This is a genomic window from Nonomuraea zeae (assembly GCF_005889725.1).
GTDB lineage: Bacteria > Actinomycetota > Actinomycetes > Streptosporangiales > Streptosporangiaceae > Nonomuraea > Nonomuraea zeae.
Genome location: NZ_VCKX01000074.1, coordinates 1 through 16,780 on the forward strand (window position 1 = coordinate 1; position 16,780 = coordinate 16,780).

At 73.2% G+C, this 16,780-nt stretch carries 18 protein-coding genes; 5 read left to right on the top strand and 13 right to left on the bottom strand.

Annotated features, from left to right (window positions below; translation table 11 throughout):
- The 5 genes from ETD85_RS23695 to ETD85_RS23715 form a co-directional block, all read left to right on the top strand.
- On the top strand, nt 1-872 hold an 872-nt coding region (locus tag ETD85_RS23695), incomplete at its 5' end, for a RidA family protein (protein WP_138691968.1).
- On the top strand, nt 869-1,339 hold the full coding sequence (locus ETD85_RS23700) for an FAS1-like dehydratase domain-containing protein (RefSeq protein ID WP_138691969.1): 471 nt from the start codon (nt 869-871) through the stop codon (nt 1,337-1,339). The genes ETD85_RS23695 and ETD85_RS23700, both read left to right, overlap by 4 nt.
- Complete coding sequence (locus ETD85_RS23705) at nt 1,321-1,698, top strand: MaoC/PaaZ C-terminal domain-containing protein (RefSeq protein WP_138691970.1); 378 nt, start codon at nt 1,321-1,323, stop codon at nt 1,696-1,698. Before ETD85_RS23700 ends, ETD85_RS23705 begins: the two co-directional genes overlap by 19 nt.
- A gap of 70 nt (nt 1,699-1,768) precedes the next feature.
- A complete protein-coding gene (locus ETD85_RS23710) occupies nt 1,769-2,893 on the top strand; it encodes an acetyl-CoA acetyltransferase (RefSeq protein ID WP_138691971.1) in 1,125 nt (374 codons plus the stop codon).
- Nucleotides 2,890-3,345, top strand: coding sequence for a Zn-ribbon domain-containing OB-fold protein (locus ETD85_RS23715; RefSeq protein WP_240779342.1), 456 nt, complete (start codon nt 2,890-2,892; stop codon nt 3,343-3,345). Before ETD85_RS23710 ends, ETD85_RS23715 begins: the two co-directional genes overlap by 4 nt.
- 36 nt (nt 3,346-3,381) lie before the next feature.
- Here the strand turns inward: ETD85_RS23715 and ETD85_RS23720 are convergent, their stop codons facing one another.
- The 13 genes from ETD85_RS23720 to ETD85_RS23780 all read right to left on the bottom strand — a co-directional run bounded on the left by ETD85_RS23720 (nt 3,382) and on the right by ETD85_RS23780 (nt 16,754).
- Nucleotides 3,382-4,791 (bottom strand): MmgE/PrpD family protein, encoded by a 1,410-nt coding sequence (locus tag ETD85_RS23720; RefSeq protein WP_240779346.1) that lies wholly within the window; start codon nt 4,789-4,791, stop codon nt 3,382-3,384.
- A 27-nt stretch (nt 4,792-4,818) separates the two neighbouring features.
- A complete protein-coding gene (locus ETD85_RS23725) occupies nt 4,819-6,084 on the bottom strand; it encodes a DUF4437 domain-containing protein (RefSeq protein ID WP_138691972.1) in 1,266 nt (421 codons plus the stop codon).
- Complete coding sequence (locus ETD85_RS23730; protein WP_240779351.1) at nt 6,068-7,582, bottom strand: class I adenylate-forming enzyme family protein; 1,515 nt, start codon at nt 7,580-7,582, stop codon at nt 6,068-6,070. Before ETD85_RS23730 ends, ETD85_RS23725 begins: the two co-directional genes overlap by 17 nt.
- 55 nt (nt 7,583-7,637) lie before the next feature.
- Complete coding sequence (locus ETD85_RS23735) at nt 7,638-8,465, bottom strand: alpha/beta hydrolase family protein (RefSeq protein ID WP_138691973.1); 828 nt, start codon at nt 8,463-8,465, stop codon at nt 7,638-7,640.
- A gap of 86 nt (nt 8,466-8,551) precedes the next feature.
- Nucleotides 8,552-9,238, bottom strand: coding sequence for a hypothetical protein (locus ETD85_RS23740; RefSeq protein WP_138691974.1), 687 nt, complete (start codon nt 9,236-9,238; stop codon nt 8,552-8,554).
- Nucleotides 9,239-9,250: 12 nt separating this feature from the next.
- Nucleotides 9,251-9,991, bottom strand: a complete 741-nt coding sequence (locus ETD85_RS23745) for a maleate cis-trans isomerase family protein (protein WP_138691975.1) — start codon at nt 9,989-9,991, stop codon at nt 9,251-9,253.
- Nucleotides 9,988-10,695, bottom strand: a complete 708-nt coding sequence (locus ETD85_RS23750) for an SDR family oxidoreductase (protein WP_138691976.1) — start codon at nt 10,693-10,695, stop codon at nt 9,988-9,990. Before ETD85_RS23750 ends, ETD85_RS23745 begins: the two co-directional genes overlap by 4 nt.
- A complete protein-coding gene (locus ETD85_RS23755) occupies nt 10,680-11,594 on the bottom strand; it encodes a hypothetical protein (protein WP_138691977.1) in 915 nt (304 codons plus the stop codon). The genes ETD85_RS23750 and ETD85_RS23755 overlap by 16 nt, the downstream gene beginning before the upstream one ends.
- A complete protein-coding gene (locus tag ETD85_RS23760; protein WP_138691978.1) occupies nt 11,591-12,349 on the bottom strand; it encodes a hypothetical protein in 759 nt (252 codons plus the stop codon). Before ETD85_RS23760 ends, ETD85_RS23755 begins: the two co-directional genes overlap by 4 nt.
- On the bottom strand, nt 12,346-13,533 hold the full coding sequence (locus tag ETD85_RS23765) for an aromatic ring-hydroxylating dioxygenase subunit alpha (protein ID WP_138691979.1): 1,188 nt from the start codon (nt 13,531-13,533) through the stop codon (nt 12,346-12,348). The genes ETD85_RS23760 and ETD85_RS23765 overlap by 4 nt, the downstream gene beginning before the upstream one ends.
- Complete coding sequence (locus ETD85_RS23770; protein ID WP_138691980.1) at nt 13,526-14,434, bottom strand: alpha/beta hydrolase family protein; 909 nt, start codon at nt 14,432-14,434, stop codon at nt 13,526-13,528. The genes ETD85_RS23765 and ETD85_RS23770 overlap by 8 nt, the downstream gene beginning before the upstream one ends.
- Nucleotides 14,431-15,231, bottom strand: coding sequence for an oxidoreductase (locus ETD85_RS23775; protein WP_138691981.1), 801 nt, complete (start codon nt 15,229-15,231; stop codon nt 14,431-14,433). Before ETD85_RS23775 ends, ETD85_RS23770 begins: the two co-directional genes overlap by 4 nt.
- Nucleotides 15,228-16,754, bottom strand: coding sequence for a carbon-nitrogen hydrolase family protein (locus ETD85_RS23780; protein ID WP_138691982.1), 1,527 nt, complete (start codon nt 16,752-16,754; stop codon nt 15,228-15,230). The genes ETD85_RS23775 and ETD85_RS23780 overlap by 4 nt, the downstream gene beginning before the upstream one ends.
- Between the last annotated feature and the right edge of the window lie 26 nt (nt 16,755-16,780).

Consider the following 16,780-nt stretch of genomic DNA (forward strand, 5'->3'; position numbering starts at 1 on the left):
GGATAGGGAGGCTTGGCGGGGTGCGGGAAGCTGCCGGGTTCGGTGGGGTGACCGTGTCCAGGGTGGCGGTCGAGCGGCTGGTCGAGCCAGGACACCAGGTGGCGGTCGAGGTGACCGCGTACCCCGGCGGCGGGGAGCGGACCGCGACCCCGCACGGGGTGGTCACGGTGGCCGGCGAGATCGTCTATCTGCCCGGCATCCTGCCCGCCGACCTGACGGCCGGCTTCCGCGAGCAGTACCGTTCCTGCCTGGACGTCGCCGGCGACCTGCTCAAGGTCGCGGGCACCGGCCTGGACGCGCTGGTGCGCACGACCGACTACACCGCCACGGCCACCCGCGCCGAATACCCGCGCTGCGGCCGCCCGCGCAAGGAGCTGCTCGGTGGCGAGGGCGGGGTGTACCCGGGAGCGGCCGGCATCCTCGTCGACCACCCGGTGGCCGAGGGCGCGATGGTGTGGCTCGACGCGGTCGCCTCCCGGCGCCCGCTGCGGCCGGTCAACCCCGGCTGGGCACGGTACGACACGCTCACCTACCAGCCGGGGGTGGCGGCCGGGGACACCCTGTTCATGTCGGGTTTCGGGGCACTCGACCCGGTGACGCAGCAGGCCGTCTTCGACGGCGACCTGCTCGCCCAGGCCGAGTTCACCTACGCCTCGATCGTGGCGGTGCTGCGCGAGGCGGGGCTGGCGGGAGACGCGGTGGTACGCCTGGTCGAATACCTCACCCCAGCCGCCATCCCGAAATATCACGAAATAAGCGATCTACGGGACCGGTGCTTCCCCGGCGGGTACGCGCTCACCTCGGTGGTCTGCTCGGCCCTGTTGCGCCCGGAGTTCCTGATCGAGGTCGTGCCCACGGCGGTGTTCCCATGACGCCCGGCGAGATCGCGGCCCTGGTCGGCCGGGAGGCGGCCTACACCGCGCCGGAGGAGCTGGGCCGGGCGGCCTTCCGCTACTTCGCCCAGGCCGTGGGCGACGACAACCCGCTCTACACCGACGACGCCTACGCCCGCGCGCACGGCTACGAGGGCGTCGTCGCCCCGCCCACCCTGATCTGCGAGACCAACCAGTACACCGGGCTGCCCAGGGACGCCGACGGCTTCGCCGGGCACACCTGGGGCCTGGAGATCCCGGGCGCGCGGCTGGTCCGCGGCGGCAACGCCTACGAGCTCCACCAGCCGGTACGCCCGGACGACGTCATCACGGTGACCTGGCGCATCCAGGACGCCGAGGAGAAGGCGGGCAAGCTCTTCGTGATCTCCCGCGCCACCTACACCAACCAGCATGGCGACCTGCTGGCGGTCAACGAGGAGACGCTGATATGGATCCCGGCACAGTGATCCCGCCGCTGGAGCGGCGCATCGAGCTGCCCGACATGATCGCCTACGCCGGAGCCACCTGGGACTGGCACCGGCTGCACTACGCCCCCGAGGGCCTGGACCGGCCGGTGGTCGACGGGCAGGTCTTCGGCGCGCTGCTCGCCGAACAACTCCAGGACTGGCTGGGCCCCGGGGCACGAGTCGTCAGGCTGCGCTTCCGGTTCAGGAGCATGGTGTTCGCCGGCGAGACCGTGCGCTGCACGGGGCGGGTGGCGGGCGCCGAGGACGGACTGATCACCGTCGAGCAGCAGGTCGAGGTGGTCGAGGACGGCAGGGTCGCGGTCGCGCCCGCCGGAGCGACGGTGGCGACCCGGTGGTGACGCGGCGGCGGCCCGACGCCGATCCGCCGGAGCGATACAGCCGGGGCATCGGGTCGACGGCGGTGATCCGTTGACCGTCGCCATCGTGGGCGTGGCCGAGTCCGACCTCGGAGTGACCGGCAAGTCCATCCTGCACCTGCAGACGCAGGCGATCACCAGGGCGCTCGACGACGCCGGACTCGCGCTCAGCGAGATCGACGGCCTGGCCACGGCCGGGGCCTCGCGCTTCTCGACCGCCCAGGTCGCCGAATATCTCGGCATCCAGCCCGCCTGGAGCGACTCCACCTTCGCCGGTGGCTCGGCCTTCGAGATGTACGTGGCGCGCGCCGTCCAGGCCATCGAAGCCGGCCAGTGCACGACCGTCCTGATCTCCTACGGCTCCGACCAGCGCAGCGCCCGGTCGCGCTCGCTCGGGGGAGTGCTGGAGCCGCACACGCCGCAGACGCAGTTCGAGGCGCCGTACGGCCCGCTCTACCCGGTGTCGTACTACGCGATGGTCGCCCAGCGGTACCTGCACGAGCGCGGGGCGCGACGCGAGGACCTGGCCGAGGTCGCGGTGGCCGCCCGCGAATGGGCGCTGCTGAACCCGAAGGCGTTCCGCCACCGGGCGGGACCGCTCACCGTCGAGCAGGTTCTCGCCCAGCCGATGATCTCCAGCCCGCTGACCGCCGCCGACTGCTGCCTGGTCACCGACGGCGGCGCCGCCGTCGTGCTGACCAGCCTGGAACGCGCCCGGGACCTGCGCCGGGATCCCGTCGTCGTGCTGGGGTACGGGGAGTCCACCACCCACGACGGCATGGCGGCCCCCGGCGACCTGCTGCGGACCGGGACGATCGACTCGGGACTGCGTGCCTTCGCGCGGGCGGGGCTGGGGCCGCAGGACGTCCACGTCGCCCAGCTCTACGACTCCTTCACGATCACCGTCCTGCTCACCCTGGAAGGGCTCGGTTTCTGCGGTCCTGGAGAGGCGGGCGACTTCGTACGCGCTCGAGAGCTGCCCTTCAACACCACGGGCGGGGGGCTTTCGTACTGCCATCCCGGCATGTACGGGCTGCTCCTGCTCGTCGAGGCGGTGCGTCAGGTGCGCGGGGAGTGCGGCCCGCGCCAGGTGCCCGGCGCCGAGATCGCGCTCGCGCACGGCGTCGGCGGCATCTTCTCCACCCACGCGACCGTGCTGCTGGGAGCCGCCCGATGAGCGACGCTGTTCGGAGCAGCCCGACGAGTGGTGCCGCCGGGAGCGGCCCGGCGAGTGGTGCCGCCGGGAGCGGCCCGGCGGGCGACGAGATCACCGCGCCCTGGTGGGAGGCCACCCGTGAAGGGCGGTTGCTGCTGCAATGCTGCCTGGCCTGCGGGCACACGCAGCACTACCCGCGCGCGCTCTGCACCGGTTGCGGCGGCACCGACCTGGGCTGGCGGGAGTCGGCCGGGCGCGGGAGCGTCGACTCCTACACCGTCGTGCACCGGTCGCCGTCTCCTGAGCACCCGGCCCCTTATGTGGTGGCCAGGGTCCGGCTCGACGAGGGCCCGGTCCTGCTCACCAACCTGATCGGTGCCACCGACTGGCGCTGCGACCAGCGCGTCCGGCTGGCCTGGCGCGAGCTGGACGACGGCCGCCGCCTGCCGGTCTTCGTCAGCGACCCGCCCTAGCCGCCGCCGACCCGTACCGGTCGTCGGGGACGCGGATCAGCCGTCGCCGGCGGCCACAGTCCGCCGCAGCAGGTCGGTCACCGTGCGTGCCGTGCCCAGCTTCCTCGCGGCCTCGGCCAGCTCCCCGACCTGGCCCTGCGGCAACGCCTGCCCCGCGTTGGAGCGGAACTTGGTCTCCAGCTCATCGGCCGACAGCGGATGCTCGGGCCCGCCGCGCGAGGAGTCGACCCGATGCTCCAGCGCCGAGCCGTCGAGCAGCCGCACCCGCAGGACCGCCGCGAACGCCCGGGGGAAGATCTCCGAGGCCCGTTCGTCGGCCACGCACCGCACCCGGGACGCCAGCTCCAGCCGCGCCGGGTCCAGCTCGGCGAAGTCCTCCAGCGCCAGCCCGAGTCCCCCGCCCCCCAGCAGCGCGGCGGCGACGGTGTAGGGCCCGGAGAACTTCGCGTGGTACGGCGTACGCGGCCGGGCCTTCTCCTCGGGCGGCTCGGCGATCGTGCGCAGCACCGGCTCGGGGACGCCCAGCTCGACCGACGCGATGCGCGCCGGATCGAGCCCGCCGCGCCGCAGCGCCAGCGCGCAGTCGATGGCCGGATGCGTGAAATGGTTCGTCGGGTACGGCTTGTAGACCGTACGCAGCAGCTCCCACCGCTCACCGAGCCCGGACAGCAGCGCCTCTTCGTCGTAGCGCCCCCCGAGCCACGCCTGGAAGAAGCCGAACCGCCCCTCCAGCACGGTCGGCGGCCCGGTCACCCCCTCCATCGCCAGCACGGCCGCCGACACGCCCGCGTGCGCCGCCCAGCCGCAGTGCACCCGCTTGACCGTGCCGCCCGTGCGGTTGGCCTCGAGCAGGCCGGACCCCATCGAGGCCGCCACGCCCATCGCGTGCGCGATGCCCTCGGCCGGCAGGCCGAACAGCAGGCCGGCCGCCACCGCCGCGCCCAGCGTGCCGCAGATCGAGGTCGCGTGCTGGCCCTGCTCGAAGAAGAGCGAGTTACGCGCCTGCGGCAGGTAGGACGCCATGCCGAGCCGGCCGCACACCTCGACGCCCGCCGCGACCGCCGCGATCAGCTCTGCTCCGCCCGCCCCCGCGCTCTGCGCCGCCGCCAGGGCCGCGGGCACCACGGCGGCGCTGGGGTGCAGGACGGACGGCAGATGGGTGTCGTCGAAGTCGAGCGCGTGCGCCAGGGTGCCGTTGACCAGCGCCGCCGAGGGCGCGGGCAGCAGGTCGCCGCTGCCGATCGCGGTGGCCTCCCCGTTCCCCGCCCAGCGGCGTACGGCACGCAGGACGGCGGGTGCGGCGTCGCCCTGCCGGTCGGCGTAGGCGGCCAGGCAGTTGCCGAGCACGTCGAGCACCCTGCCTGGCACGTCGTCCCGCACCTCGGCGGGCAGGTCACCGTCCCGGCAGGCCGCCGCGAACTCGGCCAGACGCCGCACATGAGTCACCGGATCATCCTCCATCGAAAACGCCGCTCACAAGCCGTCGCCGTCCCAGCGGCCGCGGGACCGGCTGCGGACGGGAAGACTGGAGACGATGGGAGCGGGCACGGGGTCGCCCGGCTTCCACGCACGGCCTTGCCCCCAATTGTGCGACTCGCGCTCGTGCGCGTGCTCCAGCTTCGCCGGGTCCGCGCCCCATTCCAGCGCGGGATGCCGGTCGCCGTGATCATGGTGGCCGCCGTGGTCGTCGTGGTCGTCGCCGTGGTCGTGGTCGCCGTGGTCATGATGGTGGTCGCCGTGGCCGCCCTGGAGGCGGGCGGCGTCCATGGCCTTGGCGATGGCCAGCAGGCTCTTGTCAGGCCCGTGGCCGGGCGGGAACCATTCGGAATCGACCGCCCCCTGCTGCCGGGCATAGTCCAGCGAGGCCCCGAGCAGCTCCCGATCGCGCTCGCTCCGCCTGGTGGAGCCCCTGCCGAGGTCGTGGGCCGACTGCGACCAGCGCATGCGCCCGTCGCCGGGGCCCCAGTTGATGGCCTCGCCGCCCCAGCGCATCCACTCGTTCTCGGTGTACCAGTTGTACAGCTCGCCGTCGGAGCGCAGCAGCCAGGTGGCGCCGCCCTCCAAGGAGGTGAAGTGGCCGTGCTTGACCCGGGCGGGCCGGAAGAAATAGGTGCCCAGGTCGAGCGTGCCGAAGTTGTACTCCATCAGCCCCTGCACCGTGTACGCCTCCTCGTAGCACGGATGGTGGGCCAGCCGGTGGTCGGCCCAGCCCTCCTGCGCGTGCACGAGCCGGGTGTAGAAGCAGGTGACCGGATCGACGTGCAGATATTTGATGAACATGCCCGGCATCGGCCCGGGGTTGGGCACGGCGTCCCAGTTCATGGCCGCGGAGTCCAGCACGATGACGTCCTCGCGGGCCCCCTCCCACCGGGGCGCGTTCAGGCTCTCCACGGGGTCGAAGCCGGCGTCGCCGTACTCCCGGTAGTGCAGGGTCCTGGTGCCCTCCGCGAAGGTGACCGCGTCGGCCGGGACGCCCTTGGGCAGGTAGAGGTAACCGCCCGCGCCGATGCGGCGGCCTCCGTACGTCATGGAGCCTTCGAGCACGTAGAACTCGGTGGTGGCGTGATGGATGCCGGGGCCGCGCCCCCAGTCGGTGTGGAAGTCGACGCGCAGCGAGCAGGAGCCGTCCTCCTCGTCGGCCGACAGCCGCCGCTCGCTGGCCCGGCCCTCGCCGCCGACGAGCTCGGCCGCGTGCCAGATGTAGTCGTCCTCGTGGATCACTTCAACATGGGGGCGCATGGCTCTCCTTCAACGCGCGCTTGAGAATCTTGCCCGCCGCGTTCCTCGGCAACGCGGCGACCACCTCGACCGTTCGCGGGACCTTGGGCCCGCTCAGGCGGGTACGGCAGTGCGCGACCAGGGCCGCGACGTCGACGTCCGCGCCGGGTAACGGCACCACGAAGGCGGTCACCCGCTCTCCCCAGCGCTCGTCCGGCAGGCCGACCACGGCCGCCTCGGCCACGCCGGCGAACGTGGACAGGACCTCCTCGACCTCGCGCGGCGCGATGTTCACGCCCCCAGAAATGATCATGTCCTTCTTGCGGTCCACGATGTAGATGAAGCCCTCGTCGTCGCGCTCGACGATGTCGCCGCTGGTCAGGAAGCCGTCAGGGGTGGTGCACCCGGCCGTGGCCACGGGGTCGCCGAGGTAGCCGTTCATCAGGTACGGCGAGCGGCTGAACAGCTCGCCGCGCGAAGCCGGGTTGCCGTCGTCGTCGACGATCCTGGCCTCGGTCATGAACCACGGGCGGCCGACGGAGCCGAGCTTGCGTCGCGCGTCCGCGGGGCGGCATACGCTCACGATGCCCGCCTCGGTCGATCCGTACAGCTCGTGCACGCCGACGCCGGGGAAGGCGTCCAGCACCCACTCCTTGAGCGTCCCCGGCAGGGCCGCGGCGTTGAAGTACAGGGTGTCGAGCGACGACAGGTCGTGCGCGCGCAGGGCGGCGGGGCCGAGCGCGCGCAGCATGTGGGCGTGCGTCGGGACGAGGAAGACCGACTGCGCCCGCTCCTTCGCGATCATCGCCAGCAGCCGCTCCGGATCCCACTGCCTGAGCATCGCGACGGTGCCGCCCGTGCACAGCGGCGCGTAGCCGAAGGCGAACCCCGCGCCGTGGTACATCGGGGCCACCGCGATCGTGCGCCGCCCGGGGCCGAGCCCCCACTCCAGCGCGGAGGCGTAGAAGGTGAGGCAGCGGGAGCGGTGGCTGATCAGCACGCCCTTGGGCCGGCCGGTGGTGCCCGAGGTGTAGGCGACGCAGAACGGGTCGAGGTCGCCGGCCTTCACGCGGGGATCGGCGGCCTCCGCCATGGCCAGCGCCGCCTCGTAGGAGGGGCCGAGCCCGTGACCGCCCAGGCACAGCACCGTGGGCGGCAGCGTCGTGCCCTCCACCGCAGCGGCGTGCGCCTGGTCGGCGACGAGGGCGCCCGCGGCGGAATGATCGAGGATGTACGCGCTCTCGGCCGGGGTCAGCCGCGGATTGAGCGGGACCATGATCAGGCCCGCCTTGGCGATGCCGGCCGCGACCTCCGGATATTCGAGCCGGTTGCCCAGCAGGACCGCCACCCGCTCACCGGGACGGAGCCCGGCGGCGAGCAGGACGTTCGCCAGGCGGCTCGAACGGTCGTCGAGCCCCCCGTAAGTCAGCCGCCGGTCGCCGTCGGCCACCGCGATCGTGCCGGGAGCGGCGGCCGCGATCTCCCGGATCCCGCCCGCGATCGACAGCCGGACCGTCATGCGGCCCCCACCCCCTCCGGCGGGAAGCCGCCCGCCCGGCCGAGTGGCGGCACGCTCACGTGGTGCCCTTGTCGTGGATCACGGTGACGCTGTCGTCGGAGGCGTCGCCGAAGCCGTAGACGTAGGCCGCGGCCAGGGGGTCGCCGAGCGAGGCGCGCAGGAACAGCCCGCTCCACCTGGCGGCGGCGTCGATGCTCGCGTCCTGGGTGACGGTCTGCGGTACGGCGTCCGGAGTCGCGCCGGTCGGCGTCTGGGTGTCGGTGAGGCCGTAGTGGTTGGCGCCGCCGACCGTGACGTACGCCTTCGGCGGCGAGGACAGCCCGTCGTAGGTGGCGCGGGCGGCGGCGGGCGGGTTGACCCCGTCCACGGCGCCCTGCACCAGGGCCACGGGCACGCCGGCGTTGGCGATGGGCACGGCCGGGCCGCCCTGCGCCGCGGTCGCGGCACCGTAGAAGGCGGCCGCGCGCAGGGCCGCGGGCCGCTGGTAGACGGGGCCGAAGCAGAACGGCGGCGTGCACAGCCCGCCGATCGCGAACAGGCCCGCCGCCGCGCCGAAGGAGTGCCCGAGCAGCACCAGCCGGCCGGCGTCGAGCCGCCCGGCGAGCGGGGAGCCGGCGCGGACGTTCTCCTCCGCGGCCCACTGCGCCGTGATGTCGATCTGCCGGCTCTCCGGGAAGAGCCCGCTGACCGGTCCCACCGCGCGCCGGTGGTCCGGCACCGCGACGGCGAAGCCGAAGCCGGCGACCGTCCTGGCGAAGCGGCTGTAGCTCTCCCTCGGCACGTTGCCCCCTTGCAGGAGCAGCGCGACCGGGAGCGCGGTCCGGCCGGGCGGCAGGTAGACGGTCGCGGGATCCGCGCCGATCTGGATCTCGTACGAGCTCACCCAGGCGGGCGTCGCCCCGGCGGGCGAGGCGGGCAGGACGGCGATGGCGGGGATGAGGGCGAGCGCGACGGCGGCGCGCAGCCGCCTCAGTGACGTGGCGATGATGTCTCTCCTGTCGGTTCAGGACGGTCATCCGCGGAGGCGCTCTCCCATGACAGCCGCCAGACGGCGAGGGCGAAGGCCGCCCAGGTGAGCGTGTTGAGCGTCTCCTCGGCCCACTGCAGGGCGATGGTCTGCTCGGGACGTGAGGCGAGCAGGCCCATGGTGTAGGTGCCGAGAAGGTTGAAGCCGAACAGCGACCGCCCGGCCGGGTGGCGGGAGAGCAGGAGCAGCCGGACGCCGAGGATCGTGGCGCAGACGGTGGTCACCAGCAGCAGCGGCCACGTGGCGCCGGCCAGGAGGGCGGCGACGACGCCCGCCCCCGCGAAGGAGGCCAGCGCCCACAACGGCGCCCCCGCCCGGGCGGAGCTCAGGGCCGCACCTGTCCTCCTGACGCTCAGCGCCGCCCATGCCAGCAGCGCGAACCCCGGGCCGAACAGGAAGAACTGCACACCGGCCAGCCAGGCGACATCGGGGCCGCCCGCCGCGACCAGCAGCTTCCACACGGCCTTGAGCGCGCCGCCGAGCACGACCATCGTGCCTCCCGCCAGCGCGACCCGACCGGCGAAGCGTCCCGAGGCCAGGCCGACGTACGGCACGAGCAGGGCGATGCCGGCCGCCATGGCGAGCACCGGCAGGAAATCGACGAGTGCCAGGGCTAACGGATAATCCATCGCGCGCGCCTCTCAGTGCTCTCTCAGCAGGCTTCCCGCGCCGTGCACCCGGTCCTGGATGCCGTTGTCCCGCAGCGCCATCCACCAGGTGGCCGCGTTGATGGCGATGACCGGCAGGCCGAGCCAGCGCTCCGCCTCGTCGGCCAGGCGCACCATCGACAGGTTGGTCCCGCACTGCACGATCGCGTCCGCGCCCGGAGCGACCTGCGCCAGGGCGTCGCGCAGCTCCGGCTCGGTGACGTGGGCGATCGACACCGCGGTCGGGCACTTCAGCCCCACGATCGAGGTCACCTCGAAGCCGATCTCGGAGAAGAACCGCACCACGTTCTCGTCGCCGACGGGCTGGTAGGGGGTGACCACGCCGATGCGGCGCGCGCCGTACAGCCGCAACGCCCGCTCGCACGCCTCCGCGCCGGTGGCGACCTCGAGGCCGGTCAGGTCGTGGATCTGCCGGACGAACTGGCGGTTGCCCTCGACGCCGCCCCAGAACGTCTCGGCGGACATGCCCATCACCATGTAGTCGGGCTCGCAGGTGAGCACCCGTTCGCAGGCCGCGCCGATCTCCTCGCGGATCTGTTCGAGGAGCCGCTCCATGCCCTCGTCGCCGGCCATGTTCTGGTCGCGGATGTGGATCCGGCCGAAGTGCGCGGTCACGCCCGGCACGGTCATGCGGTAGAAGTCGGGCTCCACGATCGTGTTCGTGGAGGGCGCGATCACGCCGAACTTGCGGCGCCAGCCGAGCGCGTCGGTCACGGGAGCACCTTCCGGTCGGTGAAGGGGGCCAGGGCGAAGCGGGTGAGGATCTTGCGGCCGGTCAGCCAGCGCACGTGTGCGCCGTTCTTCGCCCGCGCGACGGCCTGCTCGGCCAGCCACGGCGTCACCGTCTCCACCCGGTCGGCCAGCAGGCCGAACACCCGGCTGGAGCTGGGATCGGCGTCGCGCAGCAGCAGGTCGGTGACGACCATGCCGGGGCTGAGCAACCCGACGGAGACGCCCTGAGGCACCTCCTTGGCCAGCGCCTTGGTGAGGTAGGTCAGTGCCCGCTTGCTCGCTCCGTAGAGGGCCAGCCCCGGCACGGTACGGCCGTCGCTGCCCAGCCCCTCCATGTTCCACACGTGGCCGTGACCCTGCGCGGCCATGCCGGCCAGCGCGACGGCACAGCCGTTGACGACGCCGTTGAGGTTGACGTCGACCACCTGGCGGGCCTCGCCGGCGGGCAGCTCCCACAGCGGCACGCGGGACTGCGTGATGCCGGCGTTGTTGATCCACATGTCCACGCGGCCGTGCCGTTCGACGGCGGTGTCCCACACCTTGCGGACCTGTTCGCGGTCGGTCACGTCGGCGACGACGTCGCCGCCCGTGGTGCCGCAGGTGACGACCTGGTGGCCGCGGGCGAGGAACTGGTCGGCGAGCCCGCGGCCGATGCCGCGGGTGGCGCCGGTTACGACGATGACCATGTGAGCACTCCATACAGGACCGCGCCGAGCAGATTGCCCTCGAAGACCTCGTAGACGACCGCCAGGGAGGTGCCCGCGCCCATGCCGGGCGAGGCGTCCATCATGAACTCGCGTCCTTCCAGCCGCGCGCCGTCCGCGAGGTGCAGGCGCGGGAAGTTCGCCCGGCCGTACGCCTGGGCGTTGCCCCAGGAGTCCGGCCCCTCGTAGAAGGAGCGGAACCCGTCGCGGCGGACGTCCACGGTGTGGCGGCGGTCCAGGGCTCCCGTCCAGGTGACGTGGTGGCGGGTCCTGAGCAGGTCGATCGGTTCGAGCTCGACGGTGATCTCCACGGTGCCCTGCGGCTTGCCGTCGGGGCCGTACAGCTCGCACGCCCCCGCGTAGGCTCCGGCCGCCTTCGTCGGCAGGATGTACGGCACGGGCCCGTTCGCCGTCTCGGCCGGCAACCAGTCGCCGACCTGGGCGGGGTCGCGGGTGTAGAGGCCGTTGAAGCAGCCGACCACCGCCGGGCCCTGGAAGAGCACCGACGAGTAGACCTGGGTGTCGCCGATCGTCAGGTTCCAGGTGTTGAGGCCCACCTGCCAGCCGGGCCCGTAGTACCGGGCGTCCACGAAGGAGCCGTACGGCCGGCCGGAGCCGTAGAAGTCGGGTCCGGTGTAGACGCGGTCAGCGCCCGCGTCGGTCACGCCGAACGCGAACGGCGCCCCCAGCTTGAACCGGCCGGCCAGCGGGCCGCCGCCCTCCAGGCCGCCGTCCATGTAGTACGTGACCGCGCCGTCCTCGAAGACCGACGAGCGCCGGATGTCCTCGAACCCCTGCCAGGCGCCGGTGGCGTCGAAGAGGGACGGCCGGCCGTGCCACTCGCCCTCGATGCGCCGCTGCCACTCGCTCGGCTCGCTCACCTCAGCAGCTCCCCTCGGACGCGTTCGGCCTGTTCCTCGCCCAGCAGCCGGGTCACCTGGTGCCAGACCGGGTCCACGTCGGGGGAGAACAGGTTGGCCCTGTTGGCGCGGTCGCGCCCGGCCGGATCCGCACCGGGCTGTGGCACGCCCGCGGCGAGCAGGCGCAGCCAGTGGTCGAGGTAGGCGTCCACGGTCGGGCCGAGCTTGGCGAAGGACTCCTCGGTGGCGCGGCAGACCAGCATCCAGGGCGACATCATCGCGCGCTGGCGCGGGCCGACCGCCGCCGGCGACAGGCCGTCGAGCCGCCAGGCGGCCTCCAGCGGCTCGGTGAGCGGGACGAAGCAGGTGTCCAGGTAGGCCAGGTGGACGGCCAGGTCGGCGCGGGGGATGAGGTCCAGGTGCATGGCGTGGTAGTCGGCCGAGGCGACCGCGTCCAGCGTGAAGTGCGGCACCGCGGACTCGGGGCGGGTGAACGCGAAGATCATGTGGCTGTCCAGGCCGATCGGCGGCACCACCAGCGAGACCGCGACCACCTTCACCACCTCAGCCGCCGTTGCCGGGGGCACGCCGGCCGGCCCGGCCGCCGCCGTCTCGGTCCGGCCGGCCGGTGGCGCGGCCGGGCGGAGGACGCGCAGGCGTCCGACGGGGGCGGGCGACATGGGCGAGGTCAGCGGCACGTCCTCGGCGGCGTGCAGGTCCAGGGCGGCGACCAGGCGCCCCAACGTGTGCTCGCTCAGCGTCGCGGGCAGGCTCATGATCGCTCTCCTTGGAGGTCGCCGGCGGTCTCCGCCGTCGCGCCGGTGCCGTTGCTGTCGGTGCCGCCGGTGCCACGGGTGCCGCGGGTCTTGTGCACCCAGGCGCGGGCGAGTTCGGGGTTGTCGCGGCGCGCGGGAGAGGCGATGACGGTGGCCTGGCGGCGCGGCACGTCACCCGTGACGACGTCGTCGCCGCCCACCCACCAGCCCTGGTCGATGAGCTGCTGGCGGCGCCGGCGGTAGGCGACCTGCAGGGCGTCGCTGCGCAGGTGCAGCTCCGCCGACAGGTCGAAGGGCAGCAGCTCGGGCCGCTGCGACTCGACCACGGGCCGGTCCTGCTCGAAGATCTTGGAGATGCGCTTGAGCGCGTTCCCGTCGGCCCATTTGCCGGTGAAGAAGTTGCGGTATCCGACGATCTTCACCTGGGTGCGTCCCTGCGAGAGCGGGATGTTGTGGTCGTACAGGATGAGGTCGCCGAACGGCAGGCGCACGTGCAGCTTGACGATGTTCGGCAGGTACCAGCCGTTGGTGACGACCACGTGCTCGGGGCGCACCCCGGAGCGCAGCAGGCCCCACAGGCCCTTCGGCGGCGGCGGGCTGAGCAGGATGTCGGCCTCCGCCTGCCACTCGCTCTGCGTCACCTCGAAGTCGGGGATCTCCGGCTTGTCCGGGTTGCCGAAGGAGGTGCCGTGGACGAACGGCGTGTGCGCGGCGTCCACGACGTTCTCCATCGTGCGCTCGTAGTTGGCCTCGATCGTCGTCTCCCAGTAGACGGCGCGGAAGGACGGGTCGTCGTGCTCGGGGAAGTGCGGCATCGGCGGGCGCTGCTCCTCGGGCAGGTCGCCCAGGTACGCCCAGATCAGCCCGTAGCGCTCGACGGCCGGATAGGCGTCCACCCGGGCCTTCTTGGGGATGCCGCGGCCGGGCGGGTTGGCGGGGATCTTCACGCAGGTGCCGTCGGGCTCGTACTCCCAGCCGTGGTACGGGCAGGCGATGCGGTCGTCCCCGGCGAGCGTGCCCATCGACAGGGCGCCGCCCCTGTGCACGCACAGATCGGACAGGACGGAGACCTGCCCGTCGCGTTTGCGCCACAGCACGAAGTCCTGGCCCAGGCAGGTGACCTTGCGCGGGCGGCGCTCCACGGCGTGGCTGAACTCGACGGCGTACCAGAAGTTCTTAAGCATGGCTCCTCCTGAGGTCCAGGCCGTCCAGCATGGCGCGTGACTCCGCGTCACCGTGCAGGTGGGTGCGGAGGAAGGAGGTGATCAGCCGGGCCAGCTCCGGGCGGCGGTCGGCGGTGGCGGGCAGGTCGAGGAAGGCGCGGGCCGCCGTGGGGTCCACCGGGTCGGCGATCGCGAAGTGGTTCGCGCCCTCCATGACGGCGAGCAGGTGCTCGCCCTCGCCCAGGGCCTCCTCGAAGGTACGGGTGACCGGATCGTGGGCGTGCCCCTCCTGGCCGTACCGGTCGGAGCTGCCCATGATCACGCCGTCGCGGGTGCCGACCGAGAGCAGGACCGGGCAGTCGGCCTGGGCGGGCACGACGGTTCCCGGCGCCCAGCCCAGCATGGTCGCCACCATGGTGTGCGCCCCGTAGGCGAACACCGCGCGCACCGAGGGGAAGTGCCTGGCCGACTGGAGGACCACGGACCCGCCCGCCGAGTGCCCGCCCAGCGCCACCCGATCGAGGTCGATCGCGCCCTTGAGCAGGTCGATCTCCGCCAGCGCGGCCAGCACCGCGCCGATGGCCGGGCAGGTCGGGCGGGTGCCGTACGCGGCGGGCGCGGCGGCCTCGAGGTCCACGCCGGGCGTCAGGCCGTGCTCGCCGCCGAACAGCTCGCCGACCCGGTCGAACGTCACGCACACGAACCCGGCCCGCGCGATCTCGACGGCCAGCCAGCGGTAGGCGTCCTGCCCGACGTTGATCCCGGAGACGAACAGCACGACGGGGTACGGCCCGCCCTCCGGCGCGAAGACGCCGGTCAGCCGGTCGCCGTCCGCGGCGGCCGGATAGTAGACCTTCAGATGGGCGGTGTCGAAGGGCGGCTCCCCGCCGGTCTTCGCGGCCCACCACAGCGACCGGATCATGACGGCCTCGGCAGCTCGCGGTCGCCGCCCCACAGCCCTCTGACCAGGCGGTCGGTCAGCTCCTGGCCGAAGTAGCGCACGCCCATCACGTTGGCCGGATCGCGTTCGGCGATGTTGCGGCGCACGGCCAGGTCCGCGGCGGCCAGGGGCGCCCGCTCGGCCTCGGGCACCGGCTCGGCCTCGTCCACCCACCCCAGCCAGCGGTCGACCTGGGCGTGGAGCAGGTCGCGCACCGTGTCGAGGTGCGGCCGGGCGCGGGGGAAGGAGTAGCAGTAGGCGTTGGGCGACAGGCTGGTGCGGATGAAGGCGGCCCTGCTGGTGAACCACACGAAATCGGGGTTCTCCTCCTTGAACGCCAGCCAGTCCGCGTCGAGCGGCGCGTAGTAGCGGTCGAAGTGCCCGCCGTCCTGGGTGAGGCTCGTCCTCGGGATGAAGTCCTGGTAGAACCACCCGTCCGGCCACACGAGCAGCGCGATGCCGAGATGCGGCACCTTGATGTGGGGGCCGAGCCAGGCGGTGAGGTGCAGGTTGGCGAAGCTCGCCGTGGGGTTGCCCAGCCAGGAGTGGACCAGCCAGTCGATCTCCGGCCCCGTGTAGGCGTCCAGCCGGCCGCCGGGCCCGTCGGGATGGGCGCCGTACTCGCCGGGCGAGGCCGGATCCCTGGACAGCTCGAACCGCGCGTCGATCTTGGCCTTGAGCTCTCCGAGGATGTCGTCGAGCCGCTCGAACGTCTCGGTGACGTCGATCACGGGCGACTCGTCGAGCATCTGCTCCACGTGCTGCAGCGTTTCCTTCACTGATGTCCTTCCAGAAGAGCTCCGGCCAGCCGCCACGGTCGTCCCGCGACCAGGTCGGTGTTGCGGGAGACGAGCCGGTTGACGCTCTGGGCGGGGGAGAGGGTGCCGTGGACCAGCAGGTCGGCGTTCTTGACGTGGGTGACCACGGGGTGGCTGATCTGCCCGGTGAACGGGCCCTGCCACGCGGTCCACAGGGTGAAGTCGGCGGGCAGCGCGAGGATCGCGCCCGCCAGGCCGTCCGGGCCGTCCTGCCCGGCGGCGACGATGTTGAGCCGGTTCTCCGCCGATCGCTCCAGCAGGCCGAGACGCAGCTCCCACGGCTCGCGCGGGGTGAACGGCACGGCCACGACGTCGGCGTCGGCCAGCGCGGCGAGCCTGAACTCCTCCGGGTGCCGCGCCGCCGCACCCGTGATGATCGCCAGCCGTCCCCACGGCAGCTCGTAGACGTCCGGCGCGGGCGTGACCGGGCCGTCGTGGCCGACGAGGACGCCCGTGCCGGTCACGACGTGCGCTCCGGTCCCGCCCACGGCCTCGGCGGCCTCCTCGGGCGTGACCGGCGAGCCCTCCGGCAGGACGATCAGCAGGGCCCCTTCCGCGGCGGCCCGGCGTACGAGTGCGGCGTCGCCCCGCACCACGGCGGCCGGGAGGCTCGGCGCGCCCGCCGGAGCCGTGCGGTCGCGGGGCGGCCCGGCGATCGGGCCGTAGCGGTCCGGGCCGCGGGTGGCGAAGTGGCGGGCCCGCTCGGCGTCGGCGGCGGGCGGATCGATCTCCGCCACCACCACCGCCTCACCGGTGCGCGGCCCCCGCGCCACCACGGAGCCGTCGGGGGCGACGATCTGGCTCTCACCCGCTCCGTGCAGCCACTCGGGCGGCACGCCGAGCCCCGCGCCCACCTCGGCCAGCCGGTCGGCGGGGATCAGCGGGCCCACCTTGTTGGCCGCGACGACCCAGACCTTGTTCTCGGCCGCGCGGACCGGGATGTGCAGGGCCGCCTCGTCCACGGCGAACGAGTTGAGGCTGTTGAGCAGCACCTGCGCGCCGCGCAGCGCCAGGCCGCGGGTGACCTCGCAGATCACGCCCTCCATGCAGGCGTACATCCCGAGCCGGCCGGCCGCCGTCTCCAGCACGGGCCCCGCGGTGTCGCCCGGGTCGAGATGGTCGTTCTCGGCGCCCATGAGCACCTGCTTGTCCGCCTCGCCGAGCAGCTCCCCGCCGGGTCCGTAGAGCAGTGACGCGCCGGTGGTGCGCCCGTCCGGGCGGGCCAGGGTGACGCCGATCTTGACGTGGGCGCGGTGGCGGGCGGCGCGCGCGGCGATCGCGGTCAGGAAGGGGTCGCCGTGGCGGCAGGCCAGCGTGCGGGCCTGTTCGCGGCTCTCGTACCAGGACAGGTGGTTGCAGAACTCGGGCAGCACGATCAGCTCGGCTCCCTGCTCCGCGGCTGCGTCGATCATGCGGAGACCGGTGGCGAGGTTGGCCTCCGGGTCCGTGCCGACCTCGTACTGAACCGCGGCGACGCGTACCAACCCGGCCTCCTGTTACGTCTGGAGAA